Raw genomic sequence first — 21,092 nt, 5'->3', positions numbered from 1 at the left:
CGTTGTTAGCGTTCACTATTCCAATTTGGGAAGCTTAACACTTAAAGGAGGACAGCTTACACATGCCTGAAGGTCTGATCGTCAAGGCGCTCAGCGGATATTATTATGTCTCCAGTCTGGATCAGAATGGGCGGCCGGTATCCGGCGAAGCTACGGTACAATGCAGAGCACGCGGAATTTTTAAGAAAAAAGAGATTACGCCGCTTGTCGGCGACCGGGTCGTTTACGAACTGACGGAAAACGGGGAAGGTATGGTTAATGAGATTCGGAAGCGCACGACGGAGCTCATTCGCCCACCAGTGGCTAACACTACGCTTGCCGTACTGTTGTTTTCCTTGCGTGAGCCGGATTTAAATCTGCCGCTGCTGGACAAGTTTTTGGTGCATATTGAGCACGCCGGGCTGGATACAATTATCTGTCTGACAAAGCGCGATTTGTATGAGGGTAGCTCTTCGGAGGATGAGACGGTTTTGGCTGTTCAGGAAATGTACCGGAAGATTGGTTATGGGGTGCTGGTGACCAGTGCGCGTACCAGAGAAGGTACGGCTGAGCTTAAGAAGCTATTGGCTGGTCAAATCAGCGTTTTTTCTGGACAGTCGGGTGTTGGGAAGTCTTCCATGCTGAATGCGCTGGAACCTGGCCTAACGCTGGAGACGAGTGCCATTAGTAATAAGTTGGGCCGAGGACGGCACACGACTCGTCATGTAGAATTAATTCCACTCGACAATGGCGGTTTTGTAGCAGATACACCAGGTTTCAGCCAACTGGATTTTCTGGAGCTGGGCGTGGATGAATTATCCCCATGTTTTCGTGAATTTCAGGAGTACGCAGAAGGATGCAAATTCCGTGGCTGTACCCATATTCACGAACCTGGCTGTAAAGTGAGAGAGGCCTTGTCAGAAGGACATATTTCGCAGGGCCGATATGATAGCTATTTACAGTTTTATCAGGAATTAAAAGAAAAAAAGCGGAGGTACTGAGCATATGTTAAAAATAGCACCGTCGATTTTATCCGCTGATTTTGCTCGTTTGGGCAGTGAAGTTGCGGAAGCTGAAGCAGGAGGAGCTGACTGGATTCATGTGGATGTTATGGATGGTCATTTTGTATCCAACATTACCTTAGGGCCTCCTATCGTTCAGGCTATTCGTCCGCATACGAGCCTTCCTCTGGACGTTCATCTGATGATTGAGCATCCTGAACGTTACATCGGGGATTTTGTGAAGGCAGGAGCTAATATCGTCACCGTTCATGCCGAAGCTTGTGTTCATCTGCACGGGGTCATTCATTTGATCAAGCAGCAAGGTGCTCTTGCGGGTGTGGCCCTCAATCCGGGCACTTCACCATATGCGATCAAGGAAGTGCTGCCAAATGTAGATATGATTCTGGTTATGACAGTTAACCCTGGGTTTGGGGGACAGTCTTTTATTCCGGAGACACTGGATAAAATCAGACAGATTCGCACATGGTTGAATGAAATCGGCCGTCCGGATGTACATATCGAGGTAGACGGTGGCATCGCCGAGGAGACGGCACCAGCCGTATTTGAAGCAGGAGCTGACGTTCTGGTAGCTGGTAGTGCAGTATTTGGCAGAGTGGACCGTGGAGCGGCTATTGCGGCTATTCGGGACAGTGCAGCTCATTTGTCCAAGTGAAGCTGACCGAAGCGCTGTGGATGACGGGAGCGAGTATGTCGACAGGTGTGATCCTAAGTTGCTTCTCACTGGTGAAGGCTCCTTGGAATGCCCTTCTTTCACTCGTTGCCGTTCTGATTGTGCTGTTTTATTTTCGTAAAAATGAACGGCGCGGTTTGCGTATCGGCTTTGTAATAAGCAGCGTGCTTTATTATATCCTATTTATTTTCATACTCTCAGCATATCTGTATGTTCGTGGACTTGTCTAATGGTATAGCGTGGGATAGATGTGCATAAATATGGTTACATGAGCGGGATTCTCATGTAGCCTTTTTTTGTATGGCAACAACCCTTGACAGGTTGCATAAACTACAGAGAACGGATGCATGAGGATGATGGGGAGGGTGAAGCATGAAGTTTTATACAATCAAGCTGCCAAGATTTCTGGGTGGATTCGTCAAAGCCATTCTGAATACATTCCAGAAAAGCTGAATTTCACGTAACATACACAGGATGCAAAATGAAGAGCAAGGTACGCAGGGCATGCTTCCCGGGCACAGCAACAAAGAGATAGCTCGGCAGCAAATGGCAGGAACGCGCGGGAAGATGCCTGACATTTTGACATCAAGGACCAAATGGACGTAACATTTTGAATAACCAAAAAAGCACCCGTTTAAAACGAGGTGCCTTTTGTTTATAACATTATTTTTTTGCGACTACACGCGAGTTACTTTACCGGCTTTCAATGCACGAGTGCTGACATAAACGCGTTTCGGTTTACCGTTAACGAGAATACGAACTTTCTGTACGTTGACGCCCCAAGTACGGCGATTACGGTTGTTAGCGTGAGATACGTGGTTACCGGTGCCAGGCTTTTTGCCTGTTACAGAACATTTACGAGACATGATTCCACCTCCTATTCTGAAAATAACCAAGTTCCGTATGGAACGGGTCGCTCTTCAGGCCGACTGGGTCAGTCGGACTTTGTAAGTCACTAACCTGAACAAAACAATACTTATATATAATATCATAGTCAAAAAAGCTCCGTCAACCGATTCAAAAACTTTATTTATTTCTCTTACGCATTATAGTACAATATGGGATAGCTATTGCTGTGATTATTCTTGTAATAGTTGGAATGTGAATTCTTATTCCAGTCATGCCGGACAGATCAGAGGCGGAACCATATTTATCATTCCAGCCGATGTTTCAGTGTCGGGTGGTTGACTGGTTTTTCATATATATGACCTGTAGAAGGCTGATCAGGCCGTGAGTACGAAAAGCTTACGAAAGTGTGACATTCGTATTCGTCGTCTGGCTTTAGTATAATTCAATTGAACCTGTCCGCAGATGAACATGACGATGCGGAAGGCTGATGGCAAAACAAGTGTATTAAGCTAGGAAGGGGAATTCTCTTGAGTAATCGTTCTTTGAATGGTACAGATTTTACCGCAATGGTTTTAGCCGGGGCGGAACAATTACAGCAGCATGCGGAACACGTCAATTCACTTAATGTATTTCCGGTGCCGGACGGTGACACAGGAACTAACATGAATTTGACGATGAGCGCGGGCGTAACAGAATTAAAGAGGGGGGATTCTTCCTCCATCGGTGTCATGTCCGGCATATTATCCAAAGGTTTGCTGATGGGAGCCCGCGGCAACTCAGGGGTTATCCTGTCTCAGTTGTTTCGTGGCTTTAGCCGTTACGCTGCCCCATACGAGGAATTGAATACCCTTCAGTTCGCATCGGCATTGCAGAGCGGGGTGGATGCGGCCTACAAGGCGGTAGTTAAGCCGGTGGAGGGTACAATTCTTACCGTGGCGAAGGAAGCGGCCAAGCAAGCTGTGTTTTTTTCACGCCGAACGAATGACATTACTGAACTGATGGAAGAAGTGCTTACCAAAGCGAAGGAAACGCTTGCCATGACGCAGGACATGCTTCCGGTACTGAAGCAAGTTGGGGTTGTGGACTCGGGTGGACAAGGACTTGTGTATATTTATGAAGGGTTCATGCAGCATCTTGGAAGCGGTTTGGTGACAGCTCCAAGTGTAAAAGGGGAGAATGTACGCACTGCTTATGCTCCTCATGTATCCGAGAGACCGACAGCGCAAGCGATTGCTCCTTCACCGGATGCGCCGATTTCGGCGCAGGCGAAGCTTGAAACGGAAAATATTGAATTTTTATATGATATGGAATTTTTTATTAATCGACAATTGGGAGAAGCCCAAGGTACGGACTTTGATGAGGAAGCCTTCCGGAAAGCGTTATCTGTGGATGGAGACTCTATCATTGTTATTTCTGACGATGATGTTATTAAGGTTCATGTTCATTCCAAGGCTCCGGGCGAAGTGTTGAATCTGGCGCTACGTTACGGGGAAATTACACAGATCCGTATTCTGAATATGCGCGAGCAGCATCGTGATTTGTTGTCTGCGGGTATGGATGGCGCTCCTGAGCCTGAGTGGTTTGCTGAAATACCGGCAGAGCCTGCACGTGAGGAGGAGCCATCTGAGCCACCGGCTCATGAGCTGGCACCCTATGGCTTCATAGCAGTGGCTCCAGGAGAAGGGATTGCTGATATTTTTAGAAGCTTAGGTGTGGATGTTGTCCTTTCCGGTGGTCAAACGATGAATCCGAGTACGGAAGACTTCGTTAATGCGGCTCGCTCGATTGCGGCTCAGCACATTTTTATCCTGCCGAATAATTCCAATATTATTCTAGCGGCAGAGCAGGCCCGTGAACTGCTGGAGATGGAGCGCCTAGTGTCGGTTATTCCGAGCAAAACGATTCCTCAGGGTATTGCTGCGGCATTCGCTTTTCAGGAGGAGGAAGCCTTTGAGGCCAATCAGGACAGCATGCGGGACGCGGTCAGCCGCGTGAAATCAGGGCAGGTAACCTATGCAGTACGGGATACGACGCTTGATGACCTGCAGATTACGGCCGGCCATTATATCGGTATTCAGGATTCCAAAATTGTAGCGACCGATGAACAATTAATCGCAACTGCTCGTCTTTTGCTGACCAAAATGTTGGTGAATGGTGATGAGATTGTTACGATTCTCACAGGTTCGGATGCGCAGCAAGAAGATACAGAGCAGCTCGTCGCATGGCTTGAAGAAAATTATTCGGATGCTGAAGTGGAAGTTCATGAAGGCGGTCAGCCGATTTATCCTTACCTGTTCTCGGTGGAAACTTAATGGGCTGTAGAGCGTCATAAAAGTTCACCACAAAAGGAGGTCTGACCGATGAGCAACACCATCATTGTGACCGATAGCACGGCTGATATTCCACAGGAACTGGTAGACCGTCTCGGGATAGTCATTGTGCCGCTGACGGTGATGTTCGGAAACACGACTTACCTTGACGGCATTGAGATGTCTGCCGCGCAATTTTACAGCGAACTGGTACGGGCTGATGGGCTACCTACGACGTCACAGCCTTCACCAGCCCGCTTTTTGGAGACATTCACTACGCTGTTGGAGCAACATCCCGACAACCAGATCGTTTCCATCCATTTGTCTTCCGGCGTGAGTGGAACGTATCAGTCCGCTCTGCTGGGTAAATCCATGCTGGAGAAGCATGAAGACAGAATAACTGTGCTAGATTCCAAATTGGCCTCGTACGGATATGGTATGCTTGTGGTCTATGCGGCAGAGCTGGCGGCTTCTGGGCATTCCCCGGCTGATATCGTTCAAGCTTTAGAGCATCGTCAGGAACGTCTTTGCTTGTATTTTCTGGTGGATACGCTGGAATACTTGCAAAAAGGGGGGCGTATCGGCAAAGCAGCAGCCATGATTGGCACCCTGCTCAATATTAAGCCGATTCTCTCGATGGACAAGGAAGGCATCATTTATTCGGCAGACAAGGCAAGAGGACATAAAAAAGCAACAGCACGAATCATTGAATTGCTGGAACGGGATTTAAAGGGCCAAAAAATTAATATTGCTGTGGGCCATACGGCAGATCGTCCGGCAGCAGAAGCGTTCGAGGCACAGTTGGCAGAACACTTTGAGCTGGGAGAGCGAATATATACGGAAGTTGGCGCTGCGATCGGAGCCCATGTGGGGCCCGGAACGATTGCCATTTTTGCATGGCCGGCCGGAGATGAGAGGTAATATGTTACAGCTGGATCAAATACCTTTGAAACAAATACACGGCGTGAGCGCTCTCAAAGAAGGAGAGCTTCACGCTTTTGGCATTTCTAACGTGCAGGACATGCTGGAATATTATCCGTTCCGGTATGAGGATTACAGTCTGCGTTCGCTGAGCGAAGTGAAGGACGGAGATAAAATTACGGTGCAGGCTAAAATTCTGGGCATTCCGGTGCTTCAGCGCTATGGGCGCAAATCCAGATTGACTTGTAAATTGATGGCTGAGGACTGGATGTTTACAGCTACGTGGTTCAATCGTCATTTTTTGAAGGAGCAGTTAACGTCAGGCCGTGAAATTGTAGTGACTGGCAAATGGGATCTGAAACGGATGCAGATGACCGTTTCGGATTCCGAGTTTCCCGATAAAGGAGTCGCTCGTTCGGGAACGATTCAGCCTGTGTACTCCATAGGTGGCAAGATTACGCAGACCTGGATGCGTAAGACGATGAACCAGACACTCCAACAGTTTGGTGAAATGATTCCCGAAATTTTGCCGGAGTCGCTTGTGCGTAATTACAGTATGATGCCGCGTAAGCAGGCAATTGCAGGTATACACCAGCCTCAGGACAATCGAGAGGGGCAAGAGGCCCGGCGTCGGATGGTATATGAAGAGCTGTTTTTATTTCAGCTAAAAATGCAGGCATTCCGTGCGTTGAATCGCGGCCGGGCAGACGGGGTCGTACATACGGTGGATAATGCCACGGTACGCGAATTTGTGAGGGCCTTGCCGTTTGAGCTGACGGATGCTCAGAAGAAAGTCGAGCTTGAAATACTGCGTGATCTGCGGTCGCCCTATTGTATGAACCGTCTGCTTCAAGGAGATGTTGGGTCAGGGAAAACCGTGGTTGCGGCCATCGGCTTGTTTGCTACGGTGCGTTCCGGTTTTCAAGGGGCGTTGATGGTACCAACAGAAATTTTGGCTGAGCAGCATATGCGATCGCTTCACAAGCTATTTGAACCGTTTGGGATTGGTGTGGGGTTGTTGACGGGCAGTACAACCGGGAAGAAGCGTAAGGAACTGCTGGCATCGCTCCAGATGGGTCTGCTGGATATTGTGGTGGGCACGCATGCCCTTATTCAGGAAGATGTGTATTTCCGCCAGCTTGGGCTGGTTGTAACGGATGAGCAGCACAGATTTGGTGTAAATCAGCGTAGTATATTGCGTCGCAAGGGTTATAATCCCGATGTTCTTACAATGACGGCAACACCGATTCCGCGTACGCTGGCCATCACTGCTTTTGGCGATATGGATGTCTCTACGTTGTCAGAGCGGCCAAAGGGGCGTATTCCCATTTCTACGTATTGGGTAAAGCATGAGCTGATGGATCGTGTGCTCGGATTTATTTCCCGTGAGGTGGATCAGGGACGACAGGCTTATCTGATTTGTCCGTTAATTGAGGAGTCCGAGAAACTGGATGTACAGAATGCCATCGATCTGCATATTCAAATGCAGCAGGCTTTCCCACATTACCGCGTCGGTCTGCTGCATGGACGAATGACTCCTGCTGAAAAGGAAGAGGTTATGCGTTCTTTTTATGGCAATGAAGTCCAGTTACTCATTTCAACGACAGTTGTAGAGGTGGGTGTAGATGTGCCGAATGCGACGCTAATGATCATTATGGATGCCGACCGCTTTGGCTTGTCCCAGTTGCATCAGTTGCGTGGACGTGTCGGACGGGGGGCACATGCCTCGTACTGTGTGCTGGTCGCTGATCCCAAGTCTGAGGTGGGTCGGGAGCGGATGAAGGTTATGACCGATACGGACGATGGTTTTGAGGTGGCTAGACGTGACTTGGATTTGAGAGGGCCGGGTGACTTTTTCGGTACCAAGCAAAGTGGGCTGCCCGAGTTTCGGTTAGCAGATATGGTAGCGGATTTTGAGGTGCTGGAAAAGGCACGTGAGGATGCGACTGGTTTGATCGCGGATTCGTCCTTTTGGACATCTCCGCAGTATGCAGCATTACGTGGCTATTTGCAAAAAGAGCAGATTTTCCAGGGTGATCTTATCGACTAATACACCTCGAATCATAAGGTTGTTTATATAGTTTTAAACAGTAGGCACAATGGACAGGCTGGCCGTCATATATTTGGGAATGACCGAATGATATGGGAGGTGCGGTAACATTGAGCTATCAGCAATATGGAATCAGTCCGCAACTGGTGGAGCGGATTAAGTTGAAAATGAAAAATCGTGCGCTTAAGGAGCGGGTTAAGCAGCAGATCGAAGGCGTGACCAAGACGGACCTGCAAAACAAAGCCAAGGTACGTCAACTTGTGAAGTCCACTTCCGCTATTTTGAACGAGCGGCTGACGGCTGCACAGGAAGAACAATTGACGGCATTCGTACTGGCGCAAAAGATCGATCCGTCTAATACGTTCCATCTGATTAAGCTGTGGGGGATGTTTCGTTAACCGGACATACGTAGGATGTCTCTAAAATCTCTTTGAATGCTCGATGCTCATCTAAGCTGGAAAAAGGATTGCCTGATGTCAGGCGGTCCTTTTTTGCTTGCTCCTCTATTTCCAGGTTGTTCTCTGTTCAGCATAGTATTCCGTAGCCTTCGCTCGTATTTAATTCCCCGGGTAATAGACTGCGTGTTAATAGAAAGATTTTATTTGTAATGACCGCCAATTTATGACGCCTGTTCAGTATCGCCAAGAAGCCCTTAAAAAAGTTGTCTGATTTACTGTTGACAATCCAGTAAAGATCAGCAGGATAAACAATAGCCAACTGAAATCGAATCGATAATACGCATAAATGCATGCAATGAAAACCGATAAATTCTCGAGCTTGATCAGCTTCTTGTTCATAGAAAATCCTCCTAGAAAAAATATCCTGCTTAAAATTAATTATACCAGATGTCACGATTTATCGAAGATAACTGCCCTTTAGTTCAGCATGGTGCCAAAATACAAAATAAGCGATGGATTTGCTCCATCGCCACGCTCATGTTATCCTTGAGCGTGTTTGAACACTTGTATCCGTTGGTTTAACGCATCAAGCTCATTATTTTCCTACATCATGTTTCCGATCATTGTTTATTGAACGATAACTGCGGATCGATTGGCAAAGGAGTGGGCATCAGAAGCATCCGTTTTTGGATTTTGGTAAACAATGGAGTTTTGGCCAGTAGGGTAATTGCGATCGGTCTAATTTTGCGCAGCACTGGAGAGTCCACCATGACATTCTCAATCTTTTTCTGAAACGCGTGGATCTTTCTGATTTCCGGCTCGCGAATCTTTTGTACCAGGTTCAGCATTCCGGCTGAGAAATCATTCTCGTTGATTGCTTTTACAATTACATCCGCGGCAATAACGGCAGTTGCGCAGGAAAGCGACACTCCTACCGCTCCTATCGGGGTAGCGCAATGGGCGGCATCCCCAATGAGAAGGCACCCGTCCTTCGCCCATTGTTTGACCATAAAAAGCTTCGATTGCAGCGGAGTAAATGGTTTGAAATCCGTTAACGAGCTGGCGAAATCCTTGAAATAAGGATGGGTATTGATGATCGTTTGTTTGAAGGCTTCAATCCCTTGCTGCTTGATAGCATCCCATTCTTCCCTCTTAAAAGCGATCCCCACCTGTAGCCGATTACCATATTTAGAGCCCATGATGCAGGTCGGACCGTTCGAGATCTGAAACCGCAGCATACGCTCCCAGTGCTCCGGGTGTTCAATCGTAAACCAGATCAAGTCCATGCTATACTGCTCATACTCTATTGCATAATCCATTAATCGGCGCAGTGTCGAGAATCGACCGTCTGCTCCGATGGTAATTTTAGCACGAATGTCGAACTCCTCATCAACGCATTTGACTGTAACGCCTTTGACCACGCCCTCTTCCATAATCATTTTCATTACGGAGGCATGAAAAGATAACTCGAATGAAGGGTATTCGGCTGCTTTCTCATACAAGGCTTGCAGCAGGACTGGCTGTGGCATGGAAATGGCATAAGGGATGCCGGAGTAAACATTTTGAAAATTGATGGATCCGATTTGATGATCGTGGACAAAGAACGCTCCTTGTTTCAGTTTCTCATGTGGAAATTTTTCCAAATATTCTTTGAGGCCGAGCTGATCCAGCATTTGCAGAAAACGAGGTTGCAAAATCTCTCCGCGGTATTCGCGATCGAAGTTCTTCTGTTTCTCCAGCACGTGAACCCGAATATTCATCTTCGCCAGAAGCAGAGCTAGGAGCATGCCCGCTGGGCCACCGCCCGCTATGCAAACGTCCGTTTCCAAAGTTTTCATCCCCCATCGTTCCTTTCCCTGATCATATTTCCTTCGAGAATCAGCGTCAGTATATTTTGAAACACAGTTTCATAGGTGTGTGCGGAATTTGATAAAAATTCAGGATTCGCCAATGACTCGATCGCCGCAAGGATGACGCTCACCACAAAAGTCTGATCCAAATCTTTGCGAAACAAACCGTCGTACACTCCTTGTTGAAAGAGCTCGCTTAGCTTTTTCAAAATGATATTTTTGCGTAATTCCATTAGTTGTTCATAGATTTCGGGCACCGATCGTTGGATGTCTTGCATAGCTTCTTGTTTCACCGTACTGAGCCGTTTCCCAACTGCAAGCATAAACCGCTCAATCTTTTGCCTGAATTCAAGCTCGGCATCAGAAGCAATTCGTTCTATATCCCGCAGCTGTTCTTGGGCGAAATGGGAAACCACCTCTTCAAGCAGCACCTCCTTCTTTGGAAAATATTTGTACAATGTCGCTTTACTCATGCCAAGCTCGTTCGCCATTTGATCCGTCGAGATTTTGGAGAAACCGATCGTGAAAAACTTCTTTGTAGCGTAATCAACAATTTTTTGTTTTGTCTTGGATTCTTGCATATTAGCAACTCCTCATCACGAAAACCATAAGTACTATATCAGTTCAATTAGTACTACGTTGATTATTCTACAACCATTTTCCATAAATTACAAGGGTCATTTTTCGTTTGCCTTAATAGTAAAGAGTACCGTTCGCATTATTATCAAATGCATTAGCGCACTCATCATCATGGTAGACAACACCGTCTTCATCCCAACCTTGTTTGTGAAAGGCAACATAACCGTCCGGCCAAGCAGGTTGCTCTCGTGAATCGCGCAGGTTTTGACATGATACTGTTTCTTGTTGTCGATGAATGTTCCGATTTCCGCATCAAGCGATTTAGAGACACCTTCATCTAGTACCGCATAAGGCAAAGAGACTCGATTTCCTTTGTAGCGGCACCACGCAAATCTGCCCGTTAGCAGTTCGCCATAAAACCTCTGCCTGAATATCTGACTGCTTGCCGAAATGAGACCGGAATTTGTCCTGAAGCCGGGGCAAGGGAGTACGTGCGACGTCTCCAATGGTGTGCAATCCAAGCCTCTCCAAATGCCGTTCTATGCGCGAGCCAATACCGAACATACTGCGAACCGGCTGAGACTAGATAGACAATACATTTTTATAAAAGGCAGGATTAGCACATGATATTCGTAACAAAAATTGTGGAGATATCTCTTTAATTGCTGTCTCTACAATTTTTTAATTCCATTATTTACTTTGTATACGGAACAGATGTTTGGTATATAATCGACTTGGGAATGTATGTTCTTATTCATTTGCATTTTTGGAGGTGCAACATGATTAAAAAAGATAAGAGAACAATTTTTTTAGCAGATTGTCAAAGTTTTTACGCTAGCGTGGAAAAAGCTTCTCACCCAGAGTATGAAAATAAACCACTTGTAGTGGCTGGCGATCCTTCACGTAGATCGGGAATCATTTTAGCGGCGTGCCCCATTGCAAAAAGTTTCGGTGTAACAACAGCAGAGCGTCTGGGAGAAGCTCTGAAAAAGTGTCCTGAACTTGTTATCGTACGACCGCGGATGAAATACTATATTGATGTTTCTTTAACAATCACGAATATATATAAGGAGTACACCGATCTTGTAGAGGTGTTTAGTATAGATGAACAATTCTTGGATATTTCTGGTAGTATAAGAACCTTCGGTGATCCATTAGTTATTGCAAAAGATATTCAACAAAATGTTCTTTTACAAACTGGAGTTTGGGTTCGAATAGGAAGCAGTTCTAATAAGATACTTGCAAAAATTGCAACTGACATTTGGGCCAAGAAAAATAAAAACGGGATTTTCACACTACCCATAGCAGAAGTTGAACATTTATTGTGGCCACAACCAGTCAGCAAAATGTTTGGAGTGGGATCGCGGATGACAGCACATTTTGCACGGCTTGGCATAACAACTATCGGAGATATCGGCAGAATGACCTTGCCGGAGCTTAAGACGAAACTCCGTAGTCATTTTGGAAAACAGTCGGACATCCAGGCAGAAGTTATGTGGAGGAGCGCTAACGGTCTGGATGATAGCCCTGTTGTTCCATCTACGCTCGGTTCCCCGCAAAAGTCGGTAGGCCATGCAATGACCCTGCCCAAGGATTATTCGAAAAGGAATGAGATTGAAACGATCTTGCTTGAACTCACCGAAGAAGTTTGCCGAGACAGCCGTCGTAAAGGGTATATGGGCTCTGTTGTGACCGTCAGTTGTATATGCAGTCCATATGAAGCTCCTACCGGATTTTCCAGGCAAATGAAGCTTACCGACCCGACTAACAATACGAATAAAGTGTACGACTCAGCAAAAAAAATATTTTATAATTTTTGGAATGGTATGCCGATACGACGCCTAGGTGTCACTTTAAGTGAACTGGTTGACGATCAAACATATCAACTCTCCTTCTTTGAAGATCAGGAGCGTACACGTTCCCTGGAAAAAGCAACAGATAGCATTAAAGAACGCTATGGTAGTGCAGCTATTGTAAGAGCTTCCTCTTTGACCAACGCGGGTCAGGCGCTGGAAAGGTCCCTAAAAATTGGTGGGCATTATAAATAAACAGTTCGCAGATAAGGAAAACAGAACTAATCATCTATATAAGTTGAACCCAATTTTTTAGCAAACTATGGCAAGGAAATGAGAACCAGCTTGTCGAAAACGACACGGACAAGCAGGGGGCACCATGGAGGAAAAACAAACGGCACTGTATGAAGTAACACAAGTGATGAAACAAGCAAAAGAACGCCGCATGTATGAACGCTATCAAGCGTTGTATTTGCATCTCAAGGGAAAATCCGTTAAAGAGATTGCCGAAATCCTGAACCGCAGCAAGGAAACGGTGAATAGCTACATTCGGGCGTATGAAATCGGCGGATTAGCGGGTCTGCAAATGAAGGTTTTCTCCGGAGTGCCCACTCGATTAACCAAAGAACAGCAGGAACAGTTGAAGCAAACCATTGTCGATTCCGTTCCGCGAGTCTGTAAAATATATTGTGTAAGCTCTCTCCAAACAGTCGCAATGGAAAGAGTCGTAAAACGGTAGTCAGTGAGTACGGCGAACAGGACATTGCCATTCCTCGGGACCGACTGGGTGAGTTTGAGCCTCTGGTCGTTAAGAAGCATCCATCGAATGTAACGGGCATCGAAGAGCAAATCATCGCCCTGTATGCCAAAGGGATCAGCACTAGGGAAATCCAGGATCATCTGGGACAGATGTATGGCATTGAAGTCTCCCCTACGCTCATTTCCAATGTCACGATTCTCTCAGGTGATTGCAGCCTGTTATCCCCAAGCCGAAATTCAGAAGTGTATTATTCACCAAATCCGCAGCTCCACCCGTTACGTGTCATACAAGGACATTAAGAAAGTAACAGCCGACTTAAAACCCATTTACAAGGCAGCTACCGAGGAAAGTGCCTTACTTGAACTCGAACGTTTCGAGGAAGTTTGGGGAGCCCAATATCCCCTGATTATCCGTTCTTGGCGGACCCATTGGGACGAACTTGCTACCTTTTTCAAGTACCCACCTGAGATCCGCAAGCTCATCTACACCACCAATATGATCGAGAGTTACCACCGTCAGCTTCGTAAAGTGACGAAGGGAAAGAGCATTTTCCCTACCGATGAAGCCCTACTTAAAATGCTTTATCTGGCCACCGTCGATGTCACTCGAAAATGGACAGGCCGTGTCCAAAACTGGGGGCAAATGCTACTCCAGCTTTCGGTCTTTTTCCCCGATCGGGTCGGTCAACACTTGCGTTAGATTCGTGTTTTCCTCCTCGGGGGAGTCTATGCTTAAAAGAGTTTACACAAAATTATTGACAGACCCCGTGCTTAGTAGTCTCCCCTTCGAAAAGGTATTAGCCGAATGGGGAACAGGATGTTTCTGTAGTCTGAATATCCTTTAGTATGAATTCCAAGTGTTCTCTAGCTGATTGATTCAATGGTTGTAAGGGTAAAGGAAGACTGGGACTTGAGTTCAAGCCACTTATTTCTGCTGCTGCTGAAATAACACGAAGGCTACCATATTGATGAAATAACGTCCAAATTGGTTCAAGTAGCGCCGAGAGTTGTCTTGCTTCGCCAGCAAAACCGGCCTGGGCCAAAAGGGTCATTTTTTGGTACGCCTTTGGAAACAAACCACCAAGTACTGAGTACCATACTTCACAGCCTGCATTCAAGCCAGTGACTGCAGATGAATCTCCACTTACTCCTATAGCTACATGGGGAGGAATGGCCGTTCGCAGTTTCCTAATGCGTGTCTTGGCTGCTTCAGGATCTGAAGGTACTCCAGGAATCTTGATAGAACGAACGTTAGGTAGCTCAGCAATTCGACCGTGCAACTCATCACTGAAATGAAAATGTGAGGTGCTCGGATTATTATATACACAAAGTGGAATGGAGAGTGAACTCGTCACGTTCATAGAGTAAAAATACTTCTTCATTCGTTAGTGTTTGATAGGAGACAGGGGCTAGCAGCACTGCACTTGCTCCTGCTCTTTGTGCATCTTCCGCTAATCGAAGTACTTCAAAAGTACGAATCGCACTTATACTTGTCATCACGGGAATTCCCTTAGCTGAATAGACAGCAAGTTGAAGAACACGTAAACGTTCTTCTCGATTAAGATATGCATAATTACCAGTTGAACCCAATGCACCAATTGAGTCTACTCCAGCTGCAACTAATCGTTGAACAGTGTCATAAAAGCTTTTTCGTCAATACCTGCCTCGTTAACTCGGGTGAGTGGAAAAGCAGATAATCCACAGAACATAATGCTACACTCCTTTATTAATTGACCTTCAAAATACAAACACATTATAAAAATGAATTAGACACAACTGTATCGAAATCAATGTTATGATATTACATATTTTAACATATAAGGTTAGTTAAACAAGAAGAGCGTGTTTGGACAAATCAAAAACAATCGGGGATTCCGAAGATTCCTGCTTCGCGGCTTGCAAAAAGTAAGCCTGGAGGTCGGGTGGCTTTGCCTTGCCCACAATCTGCTAAAAAAAGCCATATATTTAATACTAATACCCGTTATAAATGCTGTTAACAACCCTAAAAATTCTGGTCTTTGTCTTTTTAATTACAACATATCAATATTAAAGCTATTATTATTTCCCAACTTTCCACAGTAAGCCCCACATTTATGGATATTCCTACCAAAAGTGCATCAAAAGCTGAAGTCCCAAGGTCTGATTGTATAGTGAAAGAAATTCCAAGGGATAATATAAAAATTCCTAATACAAAAAAACATATTTCACTTTACTCAACTCTTTATCATAATTTTATGTTGCAAATGCAATAAAGATAGGATAAATTTAATATATACCATTTTTATTGCGTTTGCAACAAAATAGGTGCAAAGGAGTTAATTATGAAGGAAGTACTTCGTGAAATTGGAATGATAGCAAGGGCATTAGATTCAATAAGTAATATAGAATTTAAAGAGTATGACCTTACAAAAGGGCAGTATTTGTACATTGTTCGAATATGTGAAAACCCCGGAATCATTCAAGAAAAGTTAGCTGAGATGATAAAAGTAGATCGAACAACAGCATCTCGTGCTATAAAAAAACTTGTAATTAATGGTTTTATTGAAAAGAAGGAAGATAACCATAACAAAAAAATTAAAAAACTCTTTCCAACAGAGAAAGGAAACAATGTCTATCCATTTATAAAAAGAGAAAATGATCATTCCAATAACGTTGCATTAGAGGGATTTTCGGAAAGAGAAGTAGAAACCATTTTCAATCTTCTTCAAAGAGTAAGAATAAATATAGGGACTGACTGGGAATTTGTGAAAAAGGGGAACAAGAGAAATTATTGATCTATATGAAGGAGCGATACCTAAAAAATGACTGTAAAAATAATAAAGTGCAGCCGTGAAGATTTACCAATACTCCAAGAAATAAGTATTGAAACATTCAACGATACATTTAAAGATCAAAATTCACCTAAAAATATGAAAACCTATCTGCAAAGAGCATTTAACTCTAAACAGTTGGAGGAGGAATTGTCCAATGTCTCTTCAGAAATCTTTTTCATCTATTTCAATGAAGAACTTGCTGGATATTTAAAGGTAAATATGAATGAGGCCCAATCCGAAAAAATGGGTGATGAGTCACTCGAAATTGAGAGGATTTATATAAAAAACAAACTTCAAAAAAATGGGGTTGGTAGATATCTGCTAAATAAAGCTATGGAAATTGCAATGGAACAAAATAAAAACAAAATCTGGCTCGGTGTATGGGAAAAAAATGAAAATGCTATTGCTTTTTATAAGAAGATGGGGTTTATTCAAACGGGTGCCCACTCTTTTTATATGGGGGATGAAGAGCAAATTGATTTCATAATGACCAAAACAATGATATAGGTAATATATATAATATTAACTATAATTGAATGCAAAAATGTTTTCTAGGGTTCCGCGATGTAATATCGGCTGGTCCGAGAGAAAACTTACAGTCGTCGTACTGTGTCACGGAGGGATAAAAGCCTGGGAGAAATATGATCTCAGGCTTTTTTCAATTGCTGCTTTAAATCCATACTACATTTGCAGCGTTACCAAAAAAGAGGAAGCAAAGGATGAACAAGACATGGTTATCTGTTGTAATTGCGGCATTATTTGGAGTTGGATGGGTTATCGGCCTGAAACATGCCAGTGGATGGTTAGAGTGGGGAGGGACTTTAGTCGCCATTTTTGTCAGTTTTATACTCATGATTATGGCTTCCCGTACGCTTCCAGTAGGAACAGTATATGCAGTGTTTGTCGGTTTGGGAACGGCCGGTACTGTATTGGCAGAAATTTTGTTGTTTGGTGCTGAAGTACAGGGATCTAAATTGATGCTAATCGGGCTACTTCTGTTCGGAGTTGTAGGACTCAAAATGCAGAGCAAAGAGAAGAAACAAGGAAAAGAGGTGCACTGACATATGAACTGGATATTTCTAATTTTGGCAGGCGTATTTGAGATGATTGGAGTTCTCATGATTAATAAGCTCCATAAAGACCGGAATTTCCTGTTCATTTTCTACTTGCTTGGAGGCTTTGGATTGAGCTTTTTCTTTCTTAACCTGGCCATGGAAGCACTACCAATGGGAACAGCCTATGCCGTCTGGACCGGTATTGGAGCTTCGGGCGGGGCGATATTGGGTATGATAATCTTTTATGGTGAACCACGTAATACTGCGAGAATTTTGTTCATTGCGATGGTACTCGGTTCAGCAGTTGGTCTAAAGCTGGTAAGCTGAATAATGATGGTATTAGATAAATTCGTTATTTTAGAATAGCGGCAAACTATCTGAATGTTTATGAACTATAACGACATGGTTTGCTGTATGGTTGCTAGAAGCCACTTTAGATCCTTCTGGAATAGGATACTTTATTTTCCTAGTCTATAACTTAATCTTTTAATCTAAAGCTTTTTTCAGAAGGCATTAAACAAAGCATATTGAATACTGTGTATCACTTTATTCGTTAAATATCTTGTTCCTACAGGATTTCGCAAACCTGTTAGTAAAGAACGACGATGATGAAAGTTCACAAGTGTTGCTTGTGCTCTATTCATTGCATCATCGTACATTCTTCACTGAGCTGGCTATTTGAATGATATGAGATACCGGGCATTGCATCAGCCATTTTTGTTAATCCGATATTGGTCCCCCCATAGCCATGAGCGATGCCAGAACAATCGGTTTTTCTTCAGCTTTAGGTTGACGATTGGTTGAAGCCTCGTCAAACCCATTCCAACTTGCTACTTCCAATTAGGAGACCTAAGAATTTTTAATGCCTTCATGCATTTTTATAAGAGTTTCTCCATAAATCCTAAATTTGTTTGAGACAAGGTACTAGTCAATCCTCAAGAAAGACAATACGTATCAATTCCTTTACTTTGCTCAACTTTTTCGAATCAAATTTCTGTAACATACCTAAGATTTCATTTTGTTGTTGTAAGTCTCTAGGTGAGCTAATCTCACTAGTAGATAACTTGTAATCTTCTTGTTCATCCTCTGCTTCAACAGAAACCATTTCTGATCCAACCCATGAAGTTCCCAATACTTCTCTCATTAATTCTGAAAGAAAGCGTATCTGGTTGAGGTTATAACGACTTAGAAAAATCCTGAAATTTTCATCCATATGTTCGTGAAGTTGCTTGTGCAATTTGAAAGCTTGCTCACCAGATGGAGTTAAACGAAATAATACTTCTTTTTTATTGGAAGATAATGATTCAGCATGTATGATTCCTAGTTTTACCAGCCGCTGAGTTATTTTTGATACGCTACCTCTGGGAATACCAAAATGCCTAGAAATTGTAATGCCATTGACTGGCTCTAATTCACCTATAGCATCCAAGACATGGAGCATCTGAACAGTTGCTTCCTTTAAAAATTGGATGACGATCGACTCAGTAGCATTTTTAATCATCCATCTTTTTTCTTCATCTTCGCCTTCTGACTGAAATCGCTTCTGTATAGCAGCAATGTGACCTATTATATCTTTTATTAAAAGCGTTTGTTCAAAATTCTCATTCATTTTTACAATCTCACTCTCTTACTTTTAAGATTTTATATTAGAGAATAAAGAAATATTCCTGTTTCAGATTTATGTTTCTAGTATACCAAGTAATTATAAAAAAATAAAATACAAGGAAACATTATTGACAACAAGGAAACAAAAATATATTATTATATCCATAAAAACAATTTTGTTTCACAGACAACAAAATTCAAGAAAGGAAATTTTATATGAACATTCTTATTATATTTGATCATCCTTATGGAAGTGGTGCTTCAGAAAATATTCCTCATAATAGAAGTTATTCAGCAGCCTTGTTGGCAGCTACCATAAGAGGTTTGCATTCAAGTGGTCACCGAGTCGATTTGATTGATTTGCATAAAGACGGCTTTAATCCTGTTATGTCTGCTTCTGACCTCGCGTCTTGGCGAAAAAAGGAAGTAATTGATCCTCTAATTGCAGATTACCAACAGCGACTACTCGAAGCAGATCACCTTATTTTTATCTTTCCTATCTGGTGGGAAGGAATGCCAGCAATGATGAAGGGTTTCTTAGATAAGGTATTAGCAAAAGGAATTGTGTACAGCGAGCCTAAACCAGGGCGTTTATTTAAGTGTCTGCTTCCTCGTTTGAAGGGTGTCTCTTTACTAACAATTATGGCAACTCCAACATATATTTATCGATGGCTATTTGGAAATCCAATCACCAAAATGATGTTTCGTGGAACTTTTCGAAAAATGAGTATAAACTCTCTTAAATGGTATAATTACTCAGGTATGGAGAAGCGAACTCTTGAACAGCGCCAATTGTATTTAAAGAAAACAGAAAAACTTTTCGCAGAACGTTGGCCTACCACTTATTGACTATTTACAAAACGGCTTGCAAGCATCCCGGAGTTCCCTCGACTCGACCTAAAGAGAACCTTTGAAAGAAAAGCTGTCACTTAAAAAGGCGGTTTGTATCGGAACTGCTTTGCTTGGCTTGTCGGTTGCCATGCTGTTCCCATTTGTGCTATTCACAGATGGCTTCAGTTTCTTGTCGATCACCGGCAACACGATAATATTGATGCTTGTGCTGGGTATCGTTCATGGCGGTGTTGGATTTTATCTGTTCTTTGCCGGAATGAAAGGCCTAAAAGGTCAAAGCATCGCTGTATTGAGTTATATCGACCCCCTAACTTCACTATTGATTTCAGCTCTTGTCTTAGCTGAGAGGATGACTTTGCAGCAATTGCTCGGTGCTGTCTTGCTATTGGGCTCCATATGGATAGGTGAAGCTGGCAGAGAGAGAAGGCGGGGGGGATAGCTCATAATGCCTGTATCTGAACGTCTGTCAAGATAATTGGATGTTCCAAGAAGTTGCAGTGAGGCAAGAAATAGAGCTAAAGAAATTCGCCTGCTTTTGAAGTATTCAAAATGACTATAATTACCTTTGAAACATACAATGAAGCTGACCTCATTTCTTTTTGAAATGATAAGTGTAACTCAACATAGTGACAAGGCTGCTGACGAGAATCGGCTAACCTGTTAAACTACCGGGACACGTTAGTTTAATGACAGAATGAGCAGTTTACAGCGCGGCGGCTGATCATTGTTTATTGTAAATAAATTGCTTAACGTACGTTTTCACGTTCTGCTGTCGATAACCCTAGATGCACCATTGATAATCAGGCAGACGATTACACCTTAGCGTGGTGAAAATTGGCTATTTTTGTGGTTAGAATTCCATGAGTTGTTAATCCGAATTTTGCTGGCGGTACCCCTTAAATGGAAAGGTAAACAGGATAATCTTATAAAAATGTTTTTCCGGGCATCTTCAACCGGAGTATTACTTGAGTAAGGTTTGGCCACCACATTAGAAGAGGCAGAAGACTTGGTCAAAGAAAACCCTTCAATCCATCAAGCAAGAAATGCGTGGATGTATTGAAGGGTTTTTCCCTTCCAAATAAATGAATCGATATAGTAAAGGGACTATTTCCATTGGGAGATAGTCTTTCTCTAGCTTCTTTGACAACAAGGAAGAAAGTTTATTGCTTTCATCACTATAGAGGAATTATTTAAACACTCCAATCCCTAATAATATTGAATATAGAACCAATAGTTCGGATACACCTTATTAGTGGATACCACCAATATTTTTCGCAAATCATACAACCTTATAAATTACCTGAATACAGAACAAGTGTTTGGTGTTATAATAATTAAGAATTTACGTTCGTACGTAATCGGCTTTTTGGAGGGTACAGCATGACTAAAACAACTGAACGGACAATTCTTTTGGCGGATTGTCAGAGCTTTTATGCGAGTGTAGAGAAAGCTTCCTATGGCAAAAAGTTTCGGAGTGTCTACAGCAGAACGGCTCGGTTTTTCTGGAACGTTATAGTTTACGGAAAACCTAACATGGCGTATCATATTATCTTGAACGAAAGCATGTAGTAATGAATGCATATTGAGG

The 21,092-nt window shown here is 43.5% G+C and carries 20 protein-coding genes, 6 pseudogenes and 1 riboswitch; of the genes and pseudogenes, 18 read left to right on the top strand and 8 right to left on the bottom strand.

Translation table 11 applies throughout. The features are described 5' to 3' along the window. Positions 1 to 62 precede the first annotated feature (62 nt). The 3 genes from rsgA to spoVM all read left to right on the top strand — a co-directional run bounded on the left by rsgA (position 63) and on the right by spoVM (position 2,124). Positions 63 to 980, top strand: coding sequence for a ribosome small subunit-dependent GTPase A (rsgA, locus tag NST83_RS15135; protein WP_342414786.1), 918 nt, complete (start codon positions 63 to 65; stop codon positions 978 to 980). Positions 981 to 984: 4 nt separating this feature from the next. Then, positions 985 to 1,653, top strand: coding sequence for a ribulose-phosphate 3-epimerase (rpe, locus tag NST83_RS15130; protein WP_137063612.1), 669 nt, complete (start codon positions 985 to 987; stop codon positions 1,651 to 1,653). Between the two features lie 390 nt (positions 1,654 to 2,043). Beyond that, complete coding sequence (spoVM, locus tag NST83_RS15125; RefSeq protein WP_014282289.1) at positions 2,044 to 2,124, top strand: stage V sporulation protein SpoVM; 81 nt, start codon at positions 2,044 to 2,046, stop codon at positions 2,122 to 2,124. Between the two features lie 224 nt (positions 2,125 to 2,348). Here spoVM and rpmB read toward each other — a convergent pair whose 3' ends face one another. Beyond that, positions 2,349 to 2,537, bottom strand: coding sequence for a 50S ribosomal protein L28 (gene rpmB / locus NST83_RS15120; RefSeq protein WP_014282288.1), 189 nt, complete (start codon positions 2,535 to 2,537; stop codon positions 2,349 to 2,351). 510 nt (positions 2,538 to 3,047) lie between these two features. On the opposite strand from rpmB, the gene NST83_RS15115 reads away from it, so the two are divergent. The 4 genes from NST83_RS15115 to NST83_RS15100 all read left to right on the top strand — a co-directional run bounded on the left by NST83_RS15115 (position 3,048) and on the right by NST83_RS15100 (position 8,198). After that, complete coding sequence (locus NST83_RS15115; RefSeq protein WP_342414785.1) at positions 3,048 to 4,832, top strand: DAK2 domain-containing protein; 1,785 nt, start codon at positions 3,048 to 3,050, stop codon at positions 4,830 to 4,832. A gap of 48 nt (positions 4,833 to 4,880) precedes the next feature. Beyond that, a complete protein-coding gene (locus NST83_RS15110) occupies positions 4,881 to 5,750 on the top strand; it encodes a DegV family protein (RefSeq protein ID WP_342414784.1) in 870 nt (289 codons plus the stop codon). A gap of 1 nt (position 5,751) precedes the next feature. Then, positions 5,752 to 7,800, top strand: a complete 2,049-nt coding sequence (gene recG, locus NST83_RS15105) for an ATP-dependent DNA helicase RecG (protein ID WP_342414783.1) — start codon at positions 5,752 to 5,754, stop codon at positions 7,798 to 7,800. Positions 7,801 to 7,910: 110 nt separating this feature from the next. Continuing rightward, complete coding sequence (locus NST83_RS15100; RefSeq protein ID WP_342414782.1) at positions 7,911 to 8,198, top strand: stage VI sporulation protein F; 288 nt, start codon at positions 7,911 to 7,913, stop codon at positions 8,196 to 8,198. Between the two features lie 620 nt (positions 8,199 to 8,818). Here the strand turns inward: NST83_RS15100 and NST83_RS15095 are convergent. From NST83_RS15095 to polYB, 3 genes and pseudogenes are all read right to left on the bottom strand, one after another. Further along, the gene (locus NST83_RS15095; RefSeq protein ID WP_342414781.1) at positions 8,819 to 10,036 is read right to left on the bottom strand and encodes an FAD-dependent monooxygenase; all 1,218 of its coding nucleotides are present in this window, start codon (positions 10,034 to 10,036) and stop codon (positions 8,819 to 8,821) included. Next, positions 10,033 to 10,629 carry a TetR/AcrR family transcriptional regulator gene (locus tag NST83_RS15090; protein WP_342414780.1) on the bottom strand — a complete coding sequence of 199 codons (597 nt, stop codon included), beginning with the start codon at positions 10,627 to 10,629 and terminating at the stop codon, positions 10,033 to 10,035. The genes NST83_RS15095 and NST83_RS15090 overlap by 4 nt, the downstream gene beginning before the upstream one ends. A gap of 394 nt (positions 10,630 to 11,023) precedes the next feature. After that, a pseudogene (gene polYB / locus NST83_RS15085) lies at positions 11,024 to 11,206 on the bottom strand (DNA polymerase IV); the annotation flags it as partial. 200 nt (positions 11,207 to 11,406) lie between these two features. Between polYB and NST83_RS15080 the strand changes: the two are divergent. The 3 genes and pseudogenes from NST83_RS15080 to NST83_RS15070 form a co-directional block, all read left to right on the top strand. Then, positions 11,407 to 12,675: a DNA polymerase IV gene (locus NST83_RS15080; protein WP_342414779.1), complete on the top strand. Its 1,269-nt coding sequence runs from the start codon at positions 11,407 to 11,409 to the stop codon at positions 12,673 to 12,675. Between the two features lie 124 nt (positions 12,676 to 12,799). Further along, positions 12,800 to 13,159, top strand: a complete 360-nt coding sequence (locus NST83_RS15075) for a helix-turn-helix domain-containing protein (protein ID WP_342414778.1) — start codon at positions 12,800 to 12,802, stop codon at positions 13,157 to 13,159. Beyond that, positions 13,114 to 13,879 (top strand): annotated as a pseudogene (locus tag NST83_RS15070) (transposase); the annotation flags it as partial. The gene NST83_RS15075 and the pseudogene NST83_RS15070, both read left to right, overlap by 46 nt. Positions 13,880 to 13,976: 97 nt before the next feature. Here the strand turns inward: NST83_RS15070 and NST83_RS15065 are convergent. Next, positions 13,977 to 14,888 (bottom strand): annotated as a pseudogene (locus NST83_RS15065) (dihydrodipicolinate synthase family protein). Between the two features lie 127 nt (positions 14,889 to 15,015). Here NST83_RS15065 and NST83_RS15060 point away from each other — a divergent pair. After that, positions 15,016 to 15,138 (top strand): annotated as a pseudogene (locus NST83_RS15060) (transposase); the annotation flags it as partial. 8 nt (positions 15,139 to 15,146) lie between these two features. On the opposite strand, the pseudogene NST83_RS15055 reads toward NST83_RS15060, so the two are convergent. Further along, positions 15,147 to 15,382, bottom strand: a pseudogene (locus NST83_RS15055) (YitT family protein); the annotation flags it as partial. Positions 15,383 to 15,500: 118 nt separating this feature from the next. Between NST83_RS15055 and NST83_RS15050 the strand changes: the two are divergent. From NST83_RS15050 to NST83_RS15035, 4 genes are all read left to right on the top strand, one after another. Next, on the top strand, positions 15,501 to 15,953 hold the full coding sequence (locus NST83_RS15050) for a MarR family winged helix-turn-helix transcriptional regulator (RefSeq protein ID WP_342414777.1): 453 nt from the start codon (positions 15,501 to 15,503) through the stop codon (positions 15,951 to 15,953). Between the two features lie 27 nt (positions 15,954 to 15,980). Continuing rightward, positions 15,981 to 16,499, top strand: a complete 519-nt coding sequence (locus tag NST83_RS15045) for a GNAT family N-acetyltransferase (RefSeq protein ID WP_342414776.1) — start codon at positions 15,981 to 15,983, stop codon at positions 16,497 to 16,499. Between the two features lie 33 nt (positions 16,500 to 16,532). Beyond that, positions 16,533 to 16,631: riboswitch (guanidine-I (ykkC/yxkD leader) on the top strand. Between the two features lie 80 nt (positions 16,632 to 16,711). Next, positions 16,712 to 17,053: a multidrug efflux SMR transporter gene (locus tag NST83_RS15040; RefSeq protein WP_342414775.1), complete on the top strand. Its 342-nt coding sequence runs from the start codon at positions 16,712 to 16,714 to the stop codon at positions 17,051 to 17,053. Positions 17,054 to 17,056: 3 nt separating this feature from the next. Beyond that, positions 17,057 to 17,374 carry a multidrug efflux SMR transporter gene (locus NST83_RS15035; RefSeq protein WP_342414774.1) on the top strand — a complete coding sequence of 106 codons (318 nt, stop codon included), beginning with the start codon at positions 17,057 to 17,059 and terminating at the stop codon, positions 17,372 to 17,374. 266 nt (positions 17,375 to 17,640) lie between these two features. On the opposite strand, the pseudogene NST83_RS15030 reads toward NST83_RS15035, so the two are convergent. Further along, positions 17,641 to 17,911, bottom strand: a pseudogene (locus NST83_RS15030) (Tn3 family transposase); the annotation flags it as partial. A 64-nt stretch (positions 17,912 to 17,975) separates the two neighbouring features. After that, positions 17,976 to 18,656, bottom strand: a complete 681-nt coding sequence (locus NST83_RS15025) for a winged helix DNA-binding protein (protein ID WP_342414773.1) — start codon at positions 18,654 to 18,656, stop codon at positions 17,976 to 17,978. A gap of 212 nt (positions 18,657 to 18,868) precedes the next feature. Between NST83_RS15025 and NST83_RS15020 the strand changes: the two genes are divergently transcribed. The 3 genes from NST83_RS15020 (at position 18,869) to NST83_RS15010 (ending at position 21,073) form a co-directional block, all read left to right on the top strand. After that, on the top strand, positions 18,869 to 19,501 hold the full coding sequence (locus NST83_RS15020) for an NAD(P)H-dependent oxidoreductase (protein ID WP_342414772.1): 633 nt from the start codon (positions 18,869 to 18,871) through the stop codon (positions 19,499 to 19,501). Positions 19,502 to 19,562: 61 nt separating this feature from the next. Beyond that, positions 19,563 to 19,943, top strand: a complete 381-nt coding sequence (locus tag NST83_RS15015) for a DMT family transporter (RefSeq protein ID WP_342414771.1) — start codon at positions 19,563 to 19,565, stop codon at positions 19,941 to 19,943. Between the two features lie 941 nt (positions 19,944 to 20,884). After that, positions 20,885 to 21,073, top strand: a complete 189-nt coding sequence (locus tag NST83_RS15010) for a hypothetical protein (RefSeq protein WP_342414770.1) — start codon at positions 20,885 to 20,887, stop codon at positions 21,071 to 21,073. The last annotated feature ends 19 nt before the right edge of the window (positions 21,074 to 21,092 follow it).

The sequence above is a fragment of the Paenibacillus sp. FSL R10-2782 genome (genome assembly GCF_038592985.1).
GTDB lineage: Bacteria > Bacillota > Bacilli > Paenibacillales > Paenibacillaceae > Paenibacillus > Paenibacillus terrae_C.
This window is presented reverse-complemented; position numbering and strand designations above follow the sequence as displayed.